Consider the following 19,908-nt stretch of genomic DNA (forward strand, 5'->3'; position numbering starts at 1 on the left):
GGCCATGACAACCGACCACAAGACCCACCCGTCCGGCAGAACCGCTAGCAATGAGTTGAACTGGTTAACTCAACAGGTCGAGCACCTTATCCTGGCCGTTGAACACGAACTGAGAATGGCAGGCCCGCTAGGCCTTAGCGAGCTGGCTTTGATCAAAGCGCTGCAAAGTGACCGCTGGCAGTTACTTGGGCCAGTAGACTTTGCCCGCCCAGAGCAACTCTACCCTGTACACTTCCTGCTTTTTCACACGCTTTACCGCCTCAGCGATGATCTTTTATCCAACGGCGAAAGCATTCATTTGTCTCCCATGCGAATCCGCCTGTTCTCCACCTCTTCACCCGGCCGTGAGTCCCTGCCGGGCCCAACAGATGCGCTCAGAGAGTTCTATCTGGATCTGGAGCAATACTACCTGTCTAACACCGAAATCAGCGACATGATGGATCGTTTTTGGGCAGGTACAATACAACAGAAACCAGATAGCGAATCCACCGCCTCAGCGGCTGAACTACTTGGCTTCGATGCGATACCGCCAACGTTCGCACCGGTAAAGCGCCGGTTCAGAAAGCTCGTTATGACAGCACACCCTGATCGCGGCGGCAGCACTGAAGAAGTGCAGCACCTGAACGAGGCTTTCGCGATACTCAAAGCGCACTATTCGTAGCTATCAGCCCGGCGCCAATTGGAATTTCCTGCTCATGATCAACTTCAGAAAACTGATTACCTTGCCCGCTCTGTCCTTGATGATGGCCCTTCCTTACACAGCCAAGGCCGACTTGGTGGTCTTGCAATATCATCACGTTGACGACAACACGCCCTCGGCTACCAGCACGTCACGCTCCCTGTTCAAGGCGCAGCTGAACATGATCTCCGACCTGGGACTGGAGGTGGTTCCATTGGGCCCGGGTACGCGTCAGGCGCTGTCCGATGAGGCTCAGCAAACGAACCAGGTCGCCATTACTTTTGATGACGCCTATGAATCAGTTTACAGCGTTGCGGCCCCGATTCTTGACCAACAAAAGATCCCCTATACCATCTTCGTCAACACCAACGCCGTTGGTGGTCACGGCTATATGGACTGGGCAGAGTTAAAAGAACTGGGCCGCAAAGAATGGGTCACGATTGCCAATCACAGCGTGGACCATGCACATCTGGCCCGAAGACCGGGAGAGTCTGAAGAAGATTGGCACGAGCGCACCAACAACAGCTTAGATCAAGCCCAACGTACACTTGAGCAGCAGTTGGGAGCCGCTGAGGGTTTGTTCGCCTATCCCTACGGTGAATACGACGAAGCACTCGAACAGAAGTTGAACGACAAAGGTTGGCTGGGCTTTGGGCAACAATCGGGGGCCATTGGACACCACTCACACCCTACTCGACTGCCCCGTTTCCCGATGGCCAATGCCTACGGACAACTTAGCAGTCTGAAAGACAAACTCAACAGCAAAGCCTTCCCTATTGATGCTGGCAGCCTGCCGGATGGCGTTATATCCAACAATCCACCTTCTTTGACGTTGACGCTGCAGGCTCCGTTGTCCACAGCGCGCCTCACCTGTTTTGCGTCGGGTTTGGGAAGAATTGATTTCAGCGTCAAGGGGGAAACCGTGACCGTGCAGGCGCCAAAAGCTCTGGACGCACGCCGTTTTCGCTACAATTGCACGCACCCTGCGGGCGACGGTAGCTTTTACTGGTTATCTCAACAATGGCTGAATCTGGACGCCCCTGAAGACTAGCCGGCCTTCATGGCTCAAAGATGACAATCCCCAGCTCGCCTTTTTCGTTATGCGGGATGGCCTTAGGCCCAGAGTCGGTATCGATAACCGTCTGTGCCTCTAGATCTTGCCACCGGGTATAGAGCACCAACCACCGCTCCCCTTGGCCCGGGAATGCGGGCACCCATGCTTCAAAATACCCTCGGCGATGCCAGTTCTCAGGGGTGTAATCCATCACCAGATCGGTGACGATTCTGACTACGCCAAACTCCCGGTCAAGGAACGCTAGGCTAGGAACAAAAACGCCATGGTGATCGTAAGCACGAAGGCGCATGACGAACCCGGATTTCGCTGCGCCCAGTGGAAGAGCAACCAACTGGAAGGGTGATTCACCGGAACTGAACGGGTGGCGAGGTGTTTCATCACCCATCTGAACGCCAAACTCACTTCCCTCTACCCAGTTTTGGTAGTCTTTGTTTGCAAGCTCTTTACAGCAATACTCCGAGAACTCGTCAAACTCGCTGGCATGCTTTTGTTCGATACCGAGTATTGCAAACGCATTCGGGTCATACCCCTCCACGGGCTCCATCTCGCCCACAACTTGCGACGGTAGATGCACTGAGGCTGGGGTTAGGTTAACCGGACTGGTGCGCGAGCTTGTGTTCCGGCCAGCAACATCGGGGGTGTAATAGCTGACCCGCACATTGCCTTGTGCATCAAGCCATGTGAAATACGGCTGCCGTTGGCCATCACGAACAAAACCTTTGTCAGCCAGCGCTTCCCCATCCGGATAATTTTCGGCAGTAAAATCCTCATCACTCGGAGGGGTATTGGCTAAGAAGGGATCTTTGGCTGGCCCGTCATCAGTTTCTTCTGCCTTAGGTTTCTCTGCAGACTTTTCTGAATCAGGAATACGGGTATAACGTACCCTGCCCTGCTCATCCACCCAAGTAAAATAACCTTCTCGCTCTGCGATGCCCGCGCTACCAGCCCCTATCTGGCAACCCGCCAACAAGGTTACAGCAGCGAACAACAGCGATAGGCCACTCAATCGGGCCAGTCTCATGGGCAAACTCCGCAGTTAAATCAGAACTTCGTCCTGAAACTCAGGCCGGCCATGACCACACGCAACGAGGTTTTAATGTCCATGCCGGCATAAGGGTTATAGATAATATTCGTTATATTGTCACAGTTTACGTTACAGCTGGAATCCGCCGGAATGGTCTCTATCGACTGCAAATACGAAAGGTTCATGTCGATCTCGGTGTCTTTATCCCAACGATACCCCATGCCAATGCTGTATAGATTCGCGCCGCCGAAAGGCGCCATAATTGATCTCTGGTCATCCGGAATTACAGAGTCCCGAATTTCCACGCCCGCTCGCAGGTCCAGTCGTGACGATGCATGGAACTCCATCCCGAACGCCCAGTTCCATTGGCTTTTGAATCCAAGTGGGAGTTTCAACGTATTCGGTGTCGCGTTATCAGGCGATAGAATCCTAGCCGCATTCAGGAATTCGAGATCACGGTCGAACCGCAAATTGAATGCATCCCACTGGGCAAAATCTGTCCAACCGATATCTGCATTCAGCGTCAGCTTGGGATGAACATCCACGCTAATGCCGGTTTGAAAGTGCTGCGGGTAAACAAGGTCCATAGACACGTTACCCGCTTCGCGGGGCGCGCCGGATGGCAGACTCAGTATGGCGGAGGTGATGGCCCCAAGCACTGACCCATTAAGCCCCTGCCAAAAGCCAGCCCAATCGTCCGTGTATTGAATCTCGAACTGGCCCTTCAGATTCATGTCCGCTTCAGAGGTATAGCTTGCCCCCCACCGGAACCAGTCTGTAGGTTCCCACATGACACCCAGCGCATAGGTCGGGGAGACACTCTCCTGCATGTTCAGGCTTAACGCACCTATATCATCAAACGGACCAATGTTACCGCCACACAGCGCCAGCCATGGCTGCAGTGGCTCGTCACCACTTTCGCAGTTGAACGCATCCTGCAGCACTTCAGCAACGCCCAGCAGCATGTTTGGAGCTCGCATATACTGATCCGCGGCTAAGCCGAAGTGCGACAAGTGAATGCCAGCACCCACAGACCACTCGTCATTGATTTCGTAGCCCACTGTCGGCGACAGATAAGTGGTTCTTTGGAGCGCCGTCGCTTGTGGCTGATAACGACCTGGATCTTCTTTGTCTCTGTAAAAGCCGGCGGCCATCGGCATAAAAAAAGCGTTGGCAAACGTGAGCTTCGAACCCGGTGACTTGATACTGATCCCTGCCGACGGCGCCACCGCAGGACCCGGCGGCAGTCGGAGAACACCGTATCCCGGCACGTAAAGCGCCACATTGTTGGTGTGACTGTGGCTATTGGCGACGGGATCGCGCTGCTTGCCGGTAGCAGGATCTATCTCCAGCCCCTTAATCCCAAAAATCTCGTATTCTTCATCAGCAATGAAGTCCGCATCAATATCCAGATAGATACTGAGGATATTCACTTCCAGTTGGCGACCATCCAACTTCGTCAGACCGGCAGGGTTGTAGTGAATCGACATGATCCCCGGGGGATCAGCGGTCACGGCGTTGCCCAGTGCCAGCGCTTTAGGGTGGATCGTCAGGTTTTGCGTCATCTGCGCCTGAGCACCACACGAAAGACCGGCAGCAATCAGAGTCGCCACAATGTGATGTTTGTAGTTAGGTTGTCCCATGAAATACATCCCCTTCCCTTAGAATATCTTCGGCACCAATCACTCTTTGAGGCCGGAGAAATTAATGGGCAGGGATACACCCAGGGAGAAGTCTGGAGCGTCTTCCGTCAGACCAATTCCCAGACTGGTATTCACGATCGTCATATCACTGACGCGGGTACCGAGAGACATGCTCAGGAACCCGGTCATCTGGTCTTGTGCTGCGGCTTGATCGCCATTCGAGAAGGTCAAAATCGTTTCATCGCTGTAGCTGACCTGGGCGGACATGCTCAACGAGATATCGTAGGACAGCGAGTAAGCAAAACCGGCCGATCCAGAAAGCCCGAAACCCGGTTCCACTTTGGTCAGCAGGCGACCACCACGCACTTGCTCCAAATCGTCCGCGGTCACGTTGTACGTTGCGCTAATAGAGCCAAAAACAACCACCGGGTCTAAGACCTTGGACATACTCAAGCCACCACCAACCGAGTAGTACCCGCTGCCCGTCGACAACTGTTCCTTAATGTCGATTTCGTAGGGGCTAACACCGGTTTTCGTGCTTAAGGTGCCAAAAAAGGTGGTCGACATTTTTCCCGGCACGTAAGCAAACGGCTGCCATCGGCCAGTAAAGGAAACGTCCCCCATGTCGTACACATTCAATTCGTCTTCGGTGTCGTACTTGACCACCAGGGGAAGCCGAGCGCCGACAGTCAGGTTATCCCAAAGACCATAATCGTAAGAGAAGGAATTCGTGAAACTGTGAGTGGCCGAGGGCACCACATCCAAATTACGAACCGAACCGTTGGAAATGGCCAGATCAAGGCGCTGATCGCCGGTATAAGAGTAATCAAAAGAGTAGTTAAGGGAATGGGTACCCTTCTTCTGCAATGAGTAGTTTTTTTCCGCCGCCTGAAACACCTCTTCCAGCTGACGACTGGAATCCTCATCCCCATCCTGACGCGAAAGCGCTTCCCGCGCCTGATCCACACTTCCATCTTGTGCCAGCGCCATACCCGGAAGCAGACCCGCCGTGGAAACAAGGAAAAAGCCTCGCACTAACCAACGATTCATCCTGACTCCCTACTCTTATTGATTTTATTCCTGTCTCGGGCATTAACCCGAAAATTAGTTACGACGGTAGTGAAGTTGTTTTCGTGTGTTTTCCACACTACCGTCGGGATTGTTCTTCTGTCGTTCCAGCAGGTTCTGCAGCCGCCGCTCTGTAGCCTCGTGAAAAGCCGGAATTTCATGTTGCGCCAGCAGGGTCATGGTCTGATCATCGACAAACCGGAGGTCTTCCTCTTTCAACTCCAGATTGTCCAGAGGCTTATCACTCCCCGGAAAGACAATGAACAACACATTGTCATCCCACTTTTCTTCAAACTGAGCCAAGGTAAACGAGATGTTGCCCACGGCTGGGTCGGCCAAATAGACACGGCCATCGCGAATCGTGCGAAGAACGACAAAGTGTTTAAAGCCTGCGTGCTGAATAGGTACAATGGCTGGGTGATCAAGCTCCATAAGGTCATCAATTCCGGCGCGGAATCCACCCGAGGGATAACCCAGTGCAGTCACGAGCTTTTTCATGTCCAGCATGGAGAATGCCCGGCGCTCAACAATCCGTTCACTTTCCCCATAATGCAGTAAACCTTCCATCACCTGACGTTCTGAAAGGGTTCGCCCCAGATAGTTGTTCAAAACGGTTGTCAGCGCTGCACTACCGCAGCTGTAGTCGTAGGCTTGCCGGACGATATTTCGGAAGTTCTGTTCCACCAAAGGCTCAACGCGAACATCTGTGCGATGCTCTACGGGGCTGGAGTCCACTTTGTGCTCAAGCACGATAGTACCCCGCTCAAACGGTTCAACTTCGGTAGCTTCCTGCACCATTGCGAACGTTAGGATAGACCCGGCCAACACCAGCAGCATTATGGAAAGTCCCTGTTTTTATTAGACATGCAACTTAGTGGTTACATCTTGTAACGGTAAGATACCGAAATCGGAAAGGGCTTAAAGATAACTGTGCCTCAAATCTATCGCTGCAGCTGAGGCCAGTCCGGGCGGGAGTGAGAACTGGTTCAAGGGCGAGCCTACTAACCCTCACACGTCATCGACCAAGAACTTACAGACTAGAATCTGAACAGTCCCGTTTAGTCTATGCATATCACAACCGCGGCATCTGCCGCTGGCTCTGAAAAGCAGGCCTTGCCCGTTATGCGTTTGGTCGAATCCGGAGAAAACAAGATGAATGCAATCGGCTACTGCATCGGTGGAACGCTTCTTGACTCAACCTGAGCGAGATTAAGGTTCCATCGTTCTTCCTTTCGGCACGTCAGGACCACATCGCTAAATGGAAAAGTACTTATCAGGGCGCGAAGGTTTATGGCGGAGATGTTCGGTTTATGCTTTCAGGTTCCGGCCATATTGCCGGGGATGGCGAACTAAACGTTATTGAGGACGCACCCGGTAGTTACGTTAAAGTCAAAGCCGCTGAGGCAGCTGAGCAAATGTATGTATCAGGAGCACCAATTTAAAGCAAATGGTTAACCCTCTCGCGCAACACCGGCAAAACATCCTCCTCGAACCAAGGATTTCTGCGAAGCCATAAGTTGTTTCTGGGGCTTGGATGGGGCATGGGAAGCTGTCGCGGCCAATACTGTTGCCACGCTTTCACGTTATCCGTGACCGTGCGCCGGCTATCGGGCAAATGCCAAGCCTGAGCGTACTGACCAATCACCAGCGTTAATTCAACGTGCTTAAGCCGATCCAGCAACGCTTCGCGCCATGTATCCGCGCATTCCGGAATGGGTGGCAGATCCCCGGATTTTCCCGTACCCGGAAAACAAAATCCCATGGGAAGAATGGCCACTCGAGTGTCATCGTAAAAAGTCTCCCGTTCTATCCCCATCCACTGGCGAAGCCGGTCACCACTGGGGTCGTTAAACGGTATGCCCGTTTCATGCACTTTCCTGCCCGGCGCCTGCCCCACAATTAAAATACGGGATGACTCCGAAAGCTGAACCACTGGCCTAGGCTCATGGGGCAACTTGTAGCGGCATAAGGTACACGCACGGACCCGCAACACCAGTTGCTCGAAACTGAGGTTAGCAAGTTCAAGATTCACCGGCTCCACGACAAGTTATCCCAAGCTGAACGCGCCATATTTATTCTTCTACTTCCCAAAAAACACTGGCACCCTGCTCCGGATTAGCGACCCCGCGCCGCATCCAACCATACAATTCACGACCATAGCCTTGGTGCTGGCTAGTAAGATCACGACCGGCCGCGGACCGAGCATTCAGGGTGGCATCATCCAACAACACGGATAGTTGCCCGTTGACGGCATCCAAACGGATGACATCACCATTTTCGATCTTTGCCAACGGGCCGCCAACCAAGGCTTCGGGATAAACGTGAATGGCTGCAGGGACCTTGCCCGAGGCCCCTGACATGCGTCCATCCGTCACCAAACCCACCTTAAAGCCTCGATCCTGCAGAACCCCCAAATACGGGGTCAACTTGTGCAACTCCGGCATACCATTCGCTCTTGGCCCCTGAAAGCGAACAACAACCACACAATCGCGGTCCAACTCGCCCGCATCAAAAGCAGCTTTAAGGTCGTTTTGATCTTCGAACACGACCGCAGCTGCTTCTACACAATGGTGCTCGGGCGCCACCGCCGAGACTTTGATGACCCCTCGACCTAGATTACCCTCAAGCACCTTCAAACCACCATCCGGCGCGAACGGCCGGGCAACAGAACTGAGCACGTCAGGCTGTAAGCTTTCCTGCACCGCTGGGTGCCACTGCAAGCCTTGCTCAGTCAACTCAGGCATACAGGCATATTGAGCAAGACCCGGCCCCATGACGGTGTTCACATCTTCATGGAGACAACCTGCGTCCAGAAGTTCTCGAATCAGGTAGGGTGTTCCTCCAGCCTCGTGGAAGGCATTGATGTCTTCTTGTCCGTTGGGGTAAATGCGGGTCATGGATGGCACGGCTGAAGACAGCTCTGCGTAATCGTTCCAATCGACGATGATGCCTGCGGCTCGGGCTATAGCGACCCAATGAATGGTGTGATTAGTAGATCCACCCGTCACCAATAAAGCCACCAACGCATTCACAATGGCCTTTTCATCGACCATATCCGCCAGCCCAAGCTTGCCACCTTGGGGTTGCGACAAGCGGATAACCTGTTCTGTGGCGGCGCGGGTCAACTCATCCCGTAAGGGTGTGTTCGGGTGGATAAACGCCGCACCGGGTAAATGCAGCCCCATCACCTCTACCAATAATTGATTGCTGTTGGCAGTGCCGTAAAAAGTACAGGTTCCGGGGCTGTGGTATGACTTGCTCTCGGCCTCAAGCAGTTCCTCTCGGCCAATTTTCCCTTCAGCGTATAACTGACGAACTCGCTGCTTTTCCTTGTTTGGCAGCCCGGACGGCATGGGGCCCGCAGGTACTAATACAGCAGGCAAATGACCAAAGCTCAGCGCACCAATCAGCAAGCCTGGAACAATTTTGTCACATATACCGAGTAAGGTGACGGCATCGTACATATTGTGGCTCAGCGCCACGGCAGTACTCATGGCAATGGTATCGCGGGAAAAGAGGCTCAAATCCATGCCGGGCTGTCCTTGGGTGACACCATCGCACATAGCAGGGGTACCGCCAGCAAACTGAGCCACGGAGCCCATACCATGAGCCGCTTCGCGAATAATATCCGGAAAACGATGATAGGGTTGATGCGCAGACAGCATATCGTTGTACGCCGAGACGATGGCTACGTTGGCTCGATTCATCAGTTTAAGATGGTCTTTGTCACCCGGCTGGCACGCAGCAAACCCGTGGGCCAGATTGCTGCAAGACAAAGTCCCTCGCTGCGGCCCCTGCTCCCTCAGCGCACGCATTCTGGCCAAATACGCCTGCCGCGTAGCCCGGCTTCGCTCGATAATTCGGTCAGTAACCCTAGAAACGACAGGATGCATGGCACTACTCCTAAATCGATAAACACACGACGTAAGTGTACTTCCTTAAAGACTCACGTTCAGATTCAATTAACCATACTCAATATAATCTTCGTTTACGACACATCAAAAGGACACCCTCTATGCTACGGCGCACCAAAATTGTAGCCACCCTCGGCCCCGCCACTGACAGTAAGGAAGCTCTAGCCGGCATTATTGCTGCCGGTGTGGATGTCACCCGCCTGAACTTTTCCCACGGCAGTGCGCAGGAGCATATCGAGCGGGCTAAGAACGTGCGCGAAACAGCGGCAGCACAAGGTCGTTTCGTTGCGCTGTTAGCAGACCTTCAAGGCCCCAAGCTAAGAATCGCTCGCTTCACAAACAACAAAGTTACGCTGGAGCGCGGCCAGACTTTTGTACTGGATGCCGCCATGGATAAAGCAGCCGGCACCGAAGCCGCTGTCGGCATCGATTACGAAGAGCTGATTAACGACGTCACCCCAGGCGACATTCTGGTTCTGGACGATGGCCGTATCGAAATGGAAGTGACGGCCGTAGATGATCACAGCATCACCTCCACTGTGCTCATTGGCGGCCCTCTGTCCAACAACAAGGGCCTGAACAAGCGCGGTGGCGGGCTATCTGCTGACGCTCTGACCGAAAAAGACAAGCAAGACATCGTTACTGCCGCAAATCTGGGAGCAGACTACGTTGCTGTCTCTTTCGTGCGGACTGCAGAAGACATGCACGTTGCTAGAAAACTGTTAAAAGAAGCCGGCTCTGATGCCGGTTTGGTGGCGAAAATCGAACGCGCCGAGCTGGCACACGATACCGAAGCACTGGATGCCGTTATCAGAGCCTCTGATGCGGTGATGGTTGCGCGGGGCGACTTGGCTGTCGAGATTGGCGATGCAGAATTAGTCGCCGTTCAGAAGCACATCATTGCCCGAGCCCGAGTGCTCGACCGAGTGGTTATTACCGCCACCCAGATGATGGAATCCATGATCACCAACCCAATGCCTACCCGAGCTGAAGTATCCGACGTGGCCAACGCGGTTATGGACTATACCGATGCGGTCATGTTGTCGGCCGAAACTGCAGTGGGCGACTACCCGATCGAGGCCGTCGAGGCCATGGTGAGAATCTGTATGGGTGCCGAGCGCCATCCATCAATGCGCCAATCGAAGCATCGCATTAACGAAAGCATGGAAGCCGTCGACGAAGCCATTGCGCTATCCGCCATGTACGCAGCAAACCACCTGCAAGGCGTATCCGCCATTATCTGCCTGACAGAAACCGGTTCAACGCCCCGACTGATGTCGCGTATCAAATCGGCCTTGCCAATCTTCGCGTTCTCCCGGCACCACTCGACTCAGCACAAGGTTAGCCTGTATCGCGGTGTACAAACCGTGCCGTTCGACTCCGCCAATCACAAAAAAGAGCAGGTCAAGAACCTAGCACTAGACGAGTTGGTTAAGCGCGAATACGTGAAACAGGGCGATCTCGTGGTGATTACCAACGGCGATTTCGTGAACGCTCAAGGTGGTACAAATACCATGAAAATCGTCCAGGTAGGCAGCGACATCAACTAACCAAAGCGCTATCTTTGCCCTCTGGCATCAACAAGGCTGGCGCGTGCGATATCGGAAATCGCCGCCCAGTCCTTCGCTTTGATTTTATCGGCAGGCGTTAACCAGCTGCCGCCCACCGCAGCAACATTATCGAGTTTCAGGTAGTCAGCCGCCGTATCCTGGCGAATACCACCTGTGGGACAAAACGTCACATCAGGAAACGGGCCTGCCAACGCTTTAAGCGCAGCAACACCACCAGCCACTTCAGCCGGAAAGAATTTGAAATGCCGGTAACCGTGAATGTGGCCCATCATCAATTCCGATGCGGTGGAGATGCCCGGCAACAAAGGCGCTTCAGACGTAACACCAAATTCAAGAACCGCTTCGGTGACTCCGGGGGTGATCACAAATTGAGCCCCAGCCAACTCAACGTCACGGTATTGGGCAATGCTGGTTACGGAACCGGCCCCAACCAAGGCATTCGGCAGCGCCTTTCGGACCTCACCGATCGCCGCCAAGCCGAACTCTGTGCGCAGGGTAATCTCCAGAACACCAATACCCCCTTCATACAGAGCCTTACACAAGGGCACAGCATCAGCCAAACGATGGACGGTAATCACCGGTATGACCGGCGATCGGGTCAATACTTTTTCAACTTGCAGCTTATGGTCGTTTGAGAGTTGTGGCATCAGGGGCTCCAGTAAACATTCAACCCGGCTTGTAGGAAGGCCCGAATCGGCATAGCCGACCAATCAGCCGGGACATCTGCGGCTCGAGCCAAGGTGGCGATTTTGTCTTCCCCTTTCAGGTGTAGCGCTTTGAAGCGAGCTTGTGCCAAAACCGGCAAAGTTAAGGTCACCCGCTGGTGCTCCTGAGACGGCGGAGTCATCACCATAACGCGCCGCTCCCCTTTCGGATTCATTGCGCTGGCCAACTCCGGCGCATCAGGGAACAGCGACGCGGTATGCCCGTCATTACCCATACCTAACACCAACACATCGATCGGCAAGGTTAACTCGGCTGCTGCAGCCTCAAGCTCAGACAACGCATCCAGCGGGTCTTTGTTTTCATAATGAAACAGCACGAACCGGGCATCAGCCGCCGCGCCTTGCAACAGCTCCGATTTTACCAAAGCCACGTTACTGGCCGGATCACTTTCCGGCACCCAGCGTTCGTCTGCCAGTGCTACTTTAACTCTAGCCCACTCCAATGGCTTTTCCCGCAATGCCCGGAAAAACGGCAGCGGCGTTGATCCACCAGAGACCACCAGCGTTGCCTCCGGCTTTTCAGCAAGTTGGAGCCTTAAACATTCCGCGACATGATCTGCCAGTGTTTGAGCAACGGCCTCCTGCGTCTCAGCCAAATGTGAAGCAACGCCCTTCGGCAGCTGCAAATCAGGCATCTTCATACCAACTCCTGCCGTCTCTGGTAATCAGCGCTATGGACGCAACCGGCCCCCATGTGCCAGCGGCGTATCGTTTCGGTGGCTCGCCCAAATCACGCCAGTTTTGAATAATCTGATCCACCCAACGCCAAGCATGTTCAACTTCATCACGCCGCACGAACAAATACTGGCTGCCTCGCATCACTTCCCACAGCAAACGCTCGTACGCATCCGGAATACGCTCAGCACCAAAGGTTTCAGAAAACGTCAGCTCGAGCGGCCCTTGGCGTAACCGCATGCCCTTATCCAAACCGTGCTCTTTGGTGAGAATTTTCAGAGCCATGCCTTCGTCGGGCTGGAGCCGAATGATCAGCTTATTATTAGCCAAGTGCTTCTGATCAGGGTCAAAAATGTAATGTGGAGCCGGTTTGAAATGGATAATGATCTGGGCCATTTTTTCGGGCATGCGTTTGCCGGTACGGATGTAAAACGGCACGCCCGACCAGCGCCAATTATCGATCTCCACTTTTAAGGCGACAAAGGTTTCCGTGAGGCTGGCCTTATCGGCGCCCTCTTCCTCCAGATACCCCGGCACCACCTTGCCATTGCTAGCGCCGGCCGCGTACTGGCCTCGCACCACGTACTGCTCCATCATATCCGGCGTGATCCGCTTGAGCGCTTTCAGTATTTTGACCTTTTCATCACGAATACTGTCCGCTGACAAATCAGCAGGCGGGTCCATTGCAATCAGGCAGAGCAATTGCAGTAAATGGTTCTGGATCATATCCCGAACCTGCCCGGCCTTATCAAAATACCCCCAGCGACCATCAATGCCAGTGCTCTCAGCCACGGTAATCTCTACGTGAGAGATATGATTCTGGTCCCACTGGGAAGCAAACAGGTTGTTGGCAAAACGAAGGGCGATCAGGTTCTGGACCGTTTCTTTACCCAAGTAGTGATCAATACGGAAGAGTTGGCTTTCGTCGTAAACCTCGGCCAACGCATCATTGATCACCATGGATGACGCCAAGTCATGTCCTATCGGTTTCTCCACGACGACCCGGGTACGTGCCGTGCAACAACTCTGGTCTTTAAGATTGCGCGCAATTTCCCCATACATGGCGGGTGGTGTGGCCATGTAAACGATCAGGTTATTATCAGGGTTGCGCCAACTGTTCAGTTCAGAGAATGCGGCGGTCTCGGTGAAATCAAGAAGCTGGTAATCCACCCTCGCGGCAAAACTGGCTGCCAACTCCGGATCAAACTCATCGTCCGCAACCACAGCCTCCAGATTCGAGATCAACCCCGCTCTCATCTCCTCGAGGCCCAAGTCACGCCGGGCAATGGCCAGAATACGACTGTTTTCTGCAAGCAAACCTGCCCGATCCAATTGATAGAGCGCGGGAAAAAGCTTCTTTCGGGCGAGGTTCCCCAACCCACCGAAAAGCATAAGATCACAAGAGGCTGGCAGTGGCTCTGACATTCAATCCCCCATCCCAGTGGCGCATTCTTGTCGTAACTTTAGCTAAATAATGACACCGCCTATCATGGAATCCAAGGAGCCTCGCCAATTATGACGTTTTTACTACTCAGATTTTAATTCGAGGCAGGTATAATGGGGCCTCATTACTCATATTGCTTGCAGACAGGGAGTAATCCGTATGGCAGTCAGTGCGGTCCGTAGAGAAGAGAATTTACTGGAAGAAATCCAGAACCGCCTGGAAACCCTTAACAAATCCGAGCGTAAAGTTGCCGGTGCCATTCTCCGCGACCCCAGTGCTGCAACCCGCTACAGCATTGCCGCACTGGCCAGGGCTGCAGATGTCAGTGAACCGACCGTTAACCGCTTTTGCCGTGGTTTTTCGGCCACGGGCTTCCCCGATTTCAAGATACGTCTGGCACAAAGCATTGCCACTGGCACGCCCTATGTCGGGGAGAACATCAAACCCGATGACAGTGCTACTGAATATGCCGACAAGATCATGCTCAGTACCATCGCCAGCCTGGATAAAGCCCGACAGGCGCTTAACCCTGAGTCCATCGCCACGGTGGTGGATTATCTGATTCAGGCGAAACAAATCATTTTTTTCGGCATGGGCGGATCCGCATCGGTCGCAATGGACGCTCAGCACAAATTTTTTCGATTTAACACGCCGGTGTCAGCCTACGATGACGCGCTCATGCAGAGAATGGTCGCAGCCGGCGCCGGTGTCGGCGATACCATTGTCGTGATTTCCTATACCGGCCGTACTCGGGAATCCGTCGAGTCAGCCGAGCTGGCCCGGAGTAATGGTGCTACCGTTATTGGCATTACCAATCCGGATTCTCCGCTGGCTGCAGTGTGCACCACCGTTCTAGGGGTAACGTCCCCGGAAGACACCGAAGTTTATATGCCAATGTCTTCGCGCATTATCCACCTGACGGTTATCGACATACTGGCTACCGGCGTTACGCTGAAACGGGGGCCCGACTTCCTGAACCACCTCAAAAAGGTGAAAGAAAGCCTGAAGGCCACGCGCTTCCCTCTTGATCCCAAGGCATAAAAAAAGGGTGCCGAAGCACCCTTTTTTCCTGGAGCGTTAGATTAGTTACGCTCCACCTCGGCTGTTTCTCTCAGGTATTGCTGATATACCGCATACTCACGCTGACCTTCCAGCTGGGTCAGGAACCTCTGAACCTGCTGGAACTCGGCGTGTTCACGATCAACCTCACCTTCGTTGACCGCTTCAAGCACGATAACATGCGCTTCCGCCAAGCCAACAACTGCGTCGACTGAAGGCTGCTCGCCGTCAGGGCGCGGCATAGTGAAGGCCTTCCGAAGAACCAGCTGGCTGAGATCACCGGCGGCACCGCGGCCTTGGGCTTCAAATTGCTGCCAGTTGCCCTGCTCAACGTTAGCACCTGACTCAATGTCAGACACCAGCGCATTGGCCTTCGCTTGCAACGCTTCACGTATGGCCATGACTTCAAGTGTGGCTTTGATGTCATCACGAACATCAGCCAGCTCAAGCTGCCGAGCTTCACGATGCGTTTTCACACGCGCCACGACAGAGACGTTGTCGCCCACGTCGATCAGCTCAGTGTTGTAGCCATCTTCCAGCACATCGGCAGAGAACAACTGGCGCACCAGTCCGGCATGATCAAACGGTGCTGAACCGCCATCACGGGTAACACCCTTCACTTCCCGCAAGTCAAGGCCCAATTCACCGGCAGGACCCGCCAGATCATCAGCTGCGTAGGCGGCGTCAGCCAAATCAGCACGAACTTCGACGTAACGCTCTTCGGCTTTGGCACGAGCCAGCTCTTTGCGCAGTTGCCCTTCCAGCTCCTCAAACGCTGGTACATCCGAGCGACGAACATCGTCCAAGCGAATCAAGTGAATACCAAAGCTGGTTTCTACCGGCTCGGAAATTTCACCCTTTTCCAATGCGAACAGCGCCTCTTCAAACGCTTCGTCGTACACACCTCGACCGGCATATCCCAGATCACCGCCCTCTCGTCCAGACACGGTGTCTACCGAAAACTCTTCAGCAAGCTCGGCGAACGATTCCCCGGCATCCAACCGCGACTGGATAGTGGCAAGGGTTTCATCCGCTTCAGCACCCGCCTCAACCAGAATGTGGGCCGCTTTACGCTCTTCTCGAGCGAACTGCTCGGCCCGTGATTCGTACTCAGCCCGAACTTCGTCTTCACTCACTTTAACAGCTTCAGCCAACGTCGCCTGAGACAGAGTCAAATAAACAGCATCGACATTTTCCGGCTCCTGGAACTGAGCCTTGTTCTCTTCGTAATAAGCGGCAACCTCGTCATCCGACACAGCCACCTGATCAACGACTTCGTCCTTGGACAGCGACAGCACACGGAAATCGCGGGTCTGGTTTTGAATCGCCAGCAGCTGAGCGGCATTTTCCGGCGCCGCCAATGCGGTTTGAGCAATCGCCGCACGAATTTGGTTAGTCACATAGCTCTTATGCAAGCTGGCCCGAAACTCGGCAACACCCATTCCCAAATTACGAACGGTAGCAGCGAATCTTTCCGGGCTGTACTTGCCGTCCACCTGGAACTGGGGCATCTGCATAATCAAGGCATCAATATCCGCATCAGACAGCTCAAGCCCTTGGCTTTGAGCATCTTGGGTCAGCACGGCCTCTTGAATAAGGGCTTCCAGTACATCCATGCGCAGCTGGTCTTCGTCCACCAGCGATGGGTCTGGGGTTTCCATCTGCATCAAACGCTGTTGAGTTTCCAGCTGAACGGTTCGGAGAAATTCCCGTTCGGTGATGTCAGTTCCATTCACCGTAGCCACTTCGGGCTCACCGGTAAAACCGCCAATAATGGCATCCATTCCCCAGATGGAAAGGGAAACAATCAAAAGGCCAACGATTACCTTGGCGATGGTACTCTGGGCGTTATCCCGAATATCTTGAAGCATGTTAGTTCTGAATCCCTGTTCAAGGTCGTGCTGGTGATTATTGTGTGAGCTGTAGCCCCGGCTGCCTTTAACGTAAAAAGGCGCACCCTGTTCGGAATGCGCCTTGAATTCTTATGGCAACTTCCGCCAGCGGAAGCTGCCAGAGAAAGAGCTATTACTTAACAGCGTCTTTCAGGGCCTTGCCTGCCTTGAATCCAGGCACTTTAGAGGCCGGAATCTTGATCTCAGCGCCAGTCTGCGGGTTACGGCCAGTACGAGCGGCACGCTCCTTCACAGAAAAGGTACCGAAGCCGATCAGAGTAACCTGATCGTCATTCTTCAGAGCACCAGTGATGGTGTTCGTCATAGCATCCAGCGCACGGCCAGCTGCAGCTTTAGAAATATCTGCGGATTCTGCAATTGCATCAATCAGTTCGGACTTGTTCACACTAAACCCCTTCGATATCAGGTTGAAGATGTTATAGGTTGGTTTGTTTTTTCGCGGACGCTCACGACTATCGCATAAGCGGTCGGAGAATTCCATTCTTCGCTTTTATTATTCCTTTCGGCGATTAACCGGTGTTTGGAATAGGCACATACTGCGCGGGAGCCCTTGGTATTGGCTGCTTCACGGCGAAACAGTTATACCAATGGGCTCTCCGGCATGTCAACAACTCATCCAGTGTTTAATGTGTATTTATGCGCTCCACAGCATCATTGGAATCGTCATTTCCTTTGGAAGAAGCCGTTTTTTCTTCACCTTCTGCCACTCTCGGCTCCGGCGGATAAGCCAAAGCAATATCGAGAACTTCGTCAATCCACTTAACCGGCTTGATCTCGAGCGATTCCTTTATATTCTCCGGTATCTCTTTGAGATCACGAACATTTTCGTCCGGAATCAAGACGGTCTTTATGCCGCCACGGTGGGCTGCAAGGAGCTTCTCTTTAAGGCCACCAATCGGCAATACGCGGCCTCTAAGAGTGATCTCACCCGTCATCGCAACGTCAGCGCGGACCGGTATTTTCGTGAGTGAAGAAACGAGAGCTGTGCACATCCCGATACCCGCACTCGGACCATCTTTTGGCGTTGCACCTTCCGGAACGTGCACGTGTAAGTCGTGCTTTTCATGGAAATCGTCGGCTACGCCAAGCCCGGTTGCACGACTTCTGACCACAGTGAGAGCCGTTTGAATCGACTCCTGCATGACATCACCGAGTGAGCCGGTCTTCACAACCCGACCTTTACCCGGCGTTAATGCACACTCAATCGTTAGCAATTCCCCGCCAACCTGAGTCCAGGCCAAACCGGTCACCTGACCGATCTGGTTGTTCTCTTCGGCAAGGCCATACTTGAACTTCTTCACACCCGAATAGTCTTCCAACATCTCTGGCGTAATCGTTACCGAAGCCTTGTCGCTGCTCTCCACGTGCTCCCGCACGACCTTCCGGCAGATCTTGGCGATTTCACGCTCCAGCCCACGAACACCCGCTTCACGAGTGTAATAACGAATTAAGTCCCGCAGCGTTTCTTCCGGCATTTCCAATTCGTTCTTACGCAAACCATTCGCCACAATCTGCTTTGGCAACAGGTATCTCAGCGCAATGTTGACCTTCTCATCTTCGGTGTAACCCGGGATGCGGATAATTTCCATCCGATCCAGCAGAGCTGGAGGTATGTCCATGGAGTTGGAGGTACACACGAACATCACGTCGGAGAGGTCATAATCCACCTCAAGGTAATGATCGTTAAAGGTGTGATTCTGCTCCGGGTCCAGCACTTCCAGCAACGCAGAGGCGGGGTCACCACGGTGATCCATACCCATCTTGTCGATTTCATCAAACAAGAACAGCGGGTTTTTGACGCCAACTTTCGACAGCTTCTGAAGCAACTTGCCCGGCAGGGCCCCTATATAGGTTTTACGGTGACCGCGAATTTCGGCTTCATCGCGAACGCCACCCAAAGCCATACGGGTGTACTTACGGTTGGTTGCCTTAGCAATCGATTGGCCGAGGGAGGTCTTACCCACACCCGGAGGCCCTACCAGGCAAAGCACAGGGCCTTTCACCTTTTTCACCCGGCTCTGAACGGCGAGATACTCGAGAATACGCTTCTTCACTTCGTCCAGACCGTAATGATCCTTGTCCAGAATCTCACGGGCCTTCTCGAGGTCGTGGCGCACCCGGCTACGTTTTTTCCAGGGCACCGCCAACATCCAGTCAATATAGCCACGCACCACCGTTGCCTCGGCAGACATCGGCGACATCATCTTCAACTTATTGAGCTCGGCCTCGGTCTTTTTGCGAGCCTCTTCCGGCAAGCCGGCTTCTTCCAGCTTCTGCTCCAGCTCTTCAAAGTCGTTATTCCCCTCACCGAGCTGACCCATCTCTTTCTGGATCGCCTTCATTTGCTCGTTTAGGTAATACTCTCGCTGGCTACGTTCCATCTGCTTCTTAACGCGGCCACGGATACGCTTTTCAACTTCAATCAGATCCGTTTCGCTGTCTAGCTTGCCCAGCAGCAGGTCTACCCTCTTACGGATATCCAGGGCTTCCAGAAGCTCCTGTTTTTCAGGAATCTGCATATCGAGATGCGCCGCCATGGTATCAACCAAGCGATCGATCTCGTTTATACCAGTCAGGGAATTAGAGACCTCGGACGGAACCTTTTTGGAGAGCTTCACGTACTTTTCGAACTCATCCAGCAGGGTTTTGATCAACACTCCCTGCTCTCGCTCAGGCAACTGGTCTTCGTCCATCAACACGGCACCGGCAGTCAGGTAGTCACCTTCTTCAATACCGGAAATACTGGCACGGGCATTACCTTCTACCAGCACTTTAACGGTGCCGTCCGGCAATCTCAGCATCTGCAACACAGTAGCCAATGTGCCCATCTCAAACACGTCGGCAGCGCCTGGTTCGTCTGTGGCTGCATCCTTCTGTGCAACCAACAAAATCTCTTTGCTACCCTCCATCGCGGCTTCAAGTGCCTGAATGGACTTTTCGCGTCCTACAAACAGTGGCACCACCATGTGCGGAAACACCACCACATCGCGAAGCGGAAGCAGCGGATATTCTTGCACGGTTTCTTCGGATATAAGGGTCATAGAGAATCCTCTGAAAGCATTTTATTCAGCATATCACCCATCATTGGGGCGCAGACACAAATTGCAATCTTTTTACG

At 53.5% G+C, this 19,908-nt stretch carries 16 protein-coding genes; 4 read left to right on the top strand and 12 right to left on the bottom strand.

Annotated features, from left to right (window positions below):
- Window positions 1–4: 4 nt before the first annotated feature.
- Together ACNQ6O_RS08560 and ACNQ6O_RS08565 are read left to right on the top strand one after the other, a co-directional pair.
- Window positions 5–661 carry a DNA-J related domain-containing protein gene (locus ACNQ6O_RS08560; RefSeq protein WP_418052815.1) on the top strand — a complete coding sequence of 219 codons (657 nt, stop codon included), beginning with the start codon at window positions 5–7 and terminating at the stop codon, window positions 659–661.
- Between the two features lie 34 nt (window positions 662–695).
- Window positions 696–1,730, top strand: coding sequence for a polysaccharide deacetylase family protein (locus ACNQ6O_RS08565; RefSeq protein ID WP_418052816.1), 1,035 nt, complete (start codon window positions 696–698; stop codon window positions 1,728–1,730).
- A 7-nt stretch (window positions 1,731–1,737) separates the two neighbouring features.
- Here the strand turns inward: ACNQ6O_RS08565 and ACNQ6O_RS08570 are convergent, their stop codons facing one another.
- The 6 genes from ACNQ6O_RS08570 to edd all read right to left on the bottom strand — a co-directional run bounded on the left by ACNQ6O_RS08570 (window position 1,738) and on the right by edd (window position 9,382).
- Window positions 1,738–2,775 (bottom strand): MalM family protein, encoded by a 1,038-nt coding sequence (locus ACNQ6O_RS08570; protein WP_418052817.1) that lies wholly within the window; start codon window positions 2,773–2,775, stop codon window positions 1,738–1,740.
- Window positions 2,776–2,795: 20 nt separating this feature from the next.
- The gene (locus ACNQ6O_RS08575; protein WP_418052818.1) at window positions 2,796–4,421 is read right to left on the bottom strand and encodes an OmpP1/FadL family transporter; all 1,626 of its coding nucleotides are present in this window, start codon (window positions 4,419–4,421) and stop codon (window positions 2,796–2,798) included.
- 39 nt (window positions 4,422–4,460) lie between these two features.
- Entirely contained in the window at window positions 4,461–5,471 is a 1,011-nt protein-coding gene (locus ACNQ6O_RS08580) for a transporter (RefSeq protein ID WP_418052819.1), read from the bottom strand.
- A gap of 54 nt (window positions 5,472–5,525) precedes the next feature.
- On the bottom strand, window positions 5,526–6,326 hold the full coding sequence (locus ACNQ6O_RS08585; protein ID WP_114333475.1) for a C39 family peptidase: 801 nt from the start codon (window positions 6,324–6,326) through the stop codon (window positions 5,526–5,528).
- 601 nt (window positions 6,327–6,927) lie between these two features.
- Window positions 6,928–7,530 carry a uracil-DNA glycosylase family protein gene (locus ACNQ6O_RS08590; protein WP_418052820.1) on the bottom strand — a complete coding sequence of 201 codons (603 nt, stop codon included), beginning with the start codon at window positions 7,528–7,530 and terminating at the stop codon, window positions 6,928–6,930.
- A gap of 31 nt (window positions 7,531–7,561) precedes the next feature.
- Window positions 7,562–9,382, bottom strand: coding sequence for a phosphogluconate dehydratase (gene edd, locus ACNQ6O_RS08595; RefSeq protein WP_418052821.1), 1,821 nt, complete (start codon window positions 9,380–9,382; stop codon window positions 7,562–7,564).
- Between the two features lie 122 nt (window positions 9,383–9,504).
- Here edd and pyk point away from each other — a divergent pair, with 122 nt between their 5' ends.
- Window positions 9,505–10,953, top strand: coding sequence for a pyruvate kinase (pyk, locus tag ACNQ6O_RS08600; protein ID WP_418052822.1), 1,449 nt, complete (start codon window positions 9,505–9,507; stop codon window positions 10,951–10,953).
- 8 nt (window positions 10,954–10,961) lie between these two features.
- On the opposite strand, the gene ACNQ6O_RS08605 is transcribed toward pyk, so the two are convergent.
- The 3 genes from ACNQ6O_RS08605 to zwf are packed head-to-tail and all read right to left on the bottom strand — an operon-like array spanning window position 10,962 to window position 13,799.
- Window positions 10,962–11,621: a bifunctional 4-hydroxy-2-oxoglutarate aldolase/2-dehydro-3-deoxy-phosphogluconate aldolase gene (locus tag ACNQ6O_RS08605; protein WP_418052823.1), complete on the bottom strand. Its 660-nt coding sequence runs from the start codon at window positions 11,619–11,621 to the stop codon at window positions 10,962–10,964.
- Window positions 11,621–12,340: a 6-phosphogluconolactonase gene (pgl, locus tag ACNQ6O_RS08610; RefSeq protein WP_418052824.1), complete on the bottom strand. Its 720-nt coding sequence runs from the start codon at window positions 12,338–12,340 to the stop codon at window positions 11,621–11,623. The genes ACNQ6O_RS08605 and pgl overlap by 1 nt, the downstream gene beginning before the upstream one ends.
- The gene (zwf, locus tag ACNQ6O_RS08615; RefSeq protein WP_418052825.1) at window positions 12,327–13,799 is read right to left on the bottom strand and encodes a glucose-6-phosphate dehydrogenase; all 1,473 of its coding nucleotides are present in this window, start codon (window positions 13,797–13,799) and stop codon (window positions 12,327–12,329) included. Before zwf ends, pgl begins: the two co-directional genes overlap by 14 nt.
- A gap of 178 nt (window positions 13,800–13,977) precedes the next feature.
- Between zwf and hexR the strand changes: the two genes are divergently transcribed.
- Window positions 13,978–14,859 carry a transcriptional regulator HexR gene (gene hexR / locus ACNQ6O_RS08620; RefSeq protein WP_418052826.1) on the top strand — a complete coding sequence of 294 codons (882 nt, stop codon included), beginning with the start codon at window positions 13,978–13,980 and terminating at the stop codon, window positions 14,857–14,859.
- 41 nt (window positions 14,860–14,900) lie between these two features.
- Here the strand turns inward: hexR and ACNQ6O_RS08625 are convergent, their stop codons facing one another.
- The 3 genes from ACNQ6O_RS08625 to lon form a co-directional block, all read right to left on the bottom strand.
- Entirely contained in the window at window positions 14,901–16,748 is a 1,848-nt protein-coding gene (locus tag ACNQ6O_RS08625; RefSeq protein WP_418052827.1) for a SurA N-terminal domain-containing protein, read from the bottom strand.
- A gap of 154 nt (window positions 16,749–16,902) precedes the next feature.
- A complete protein-coding gene (locus ACNQ6O_RS08630; protein ID WP_418052828.1) occupies window positions 16,903–17,271 on the bottom strand; it encodes an HU family DNA-binding protein in 369 nt (122 codons plus the stop codon).
- 142 nt (window positions 17,272–17,413) lie between these two features.
- On the bottom strand, window positions 17,414–19,831 hold the full coding sequence (lon, locus tag ACNQ6O_RS08635) for an endopeptidase La (RefSeq protein ID WP_418052829.1): 2,418 nt from the start codon (window positions 19,829–19,831) through the stop codon (window positions 17,414–17,416).
- Window positions 19,832–19,908: the final 77 nt, after the last annotated feature.

Source organism: Marinobacter sp. SBS5 (genome assembly GCF_048285575.1).
GTDB lineage: Bacteria > Pseudomonadota > Gammaproteobacteria > Pseudomonadales > Oleiphilaceae > Marinobacter.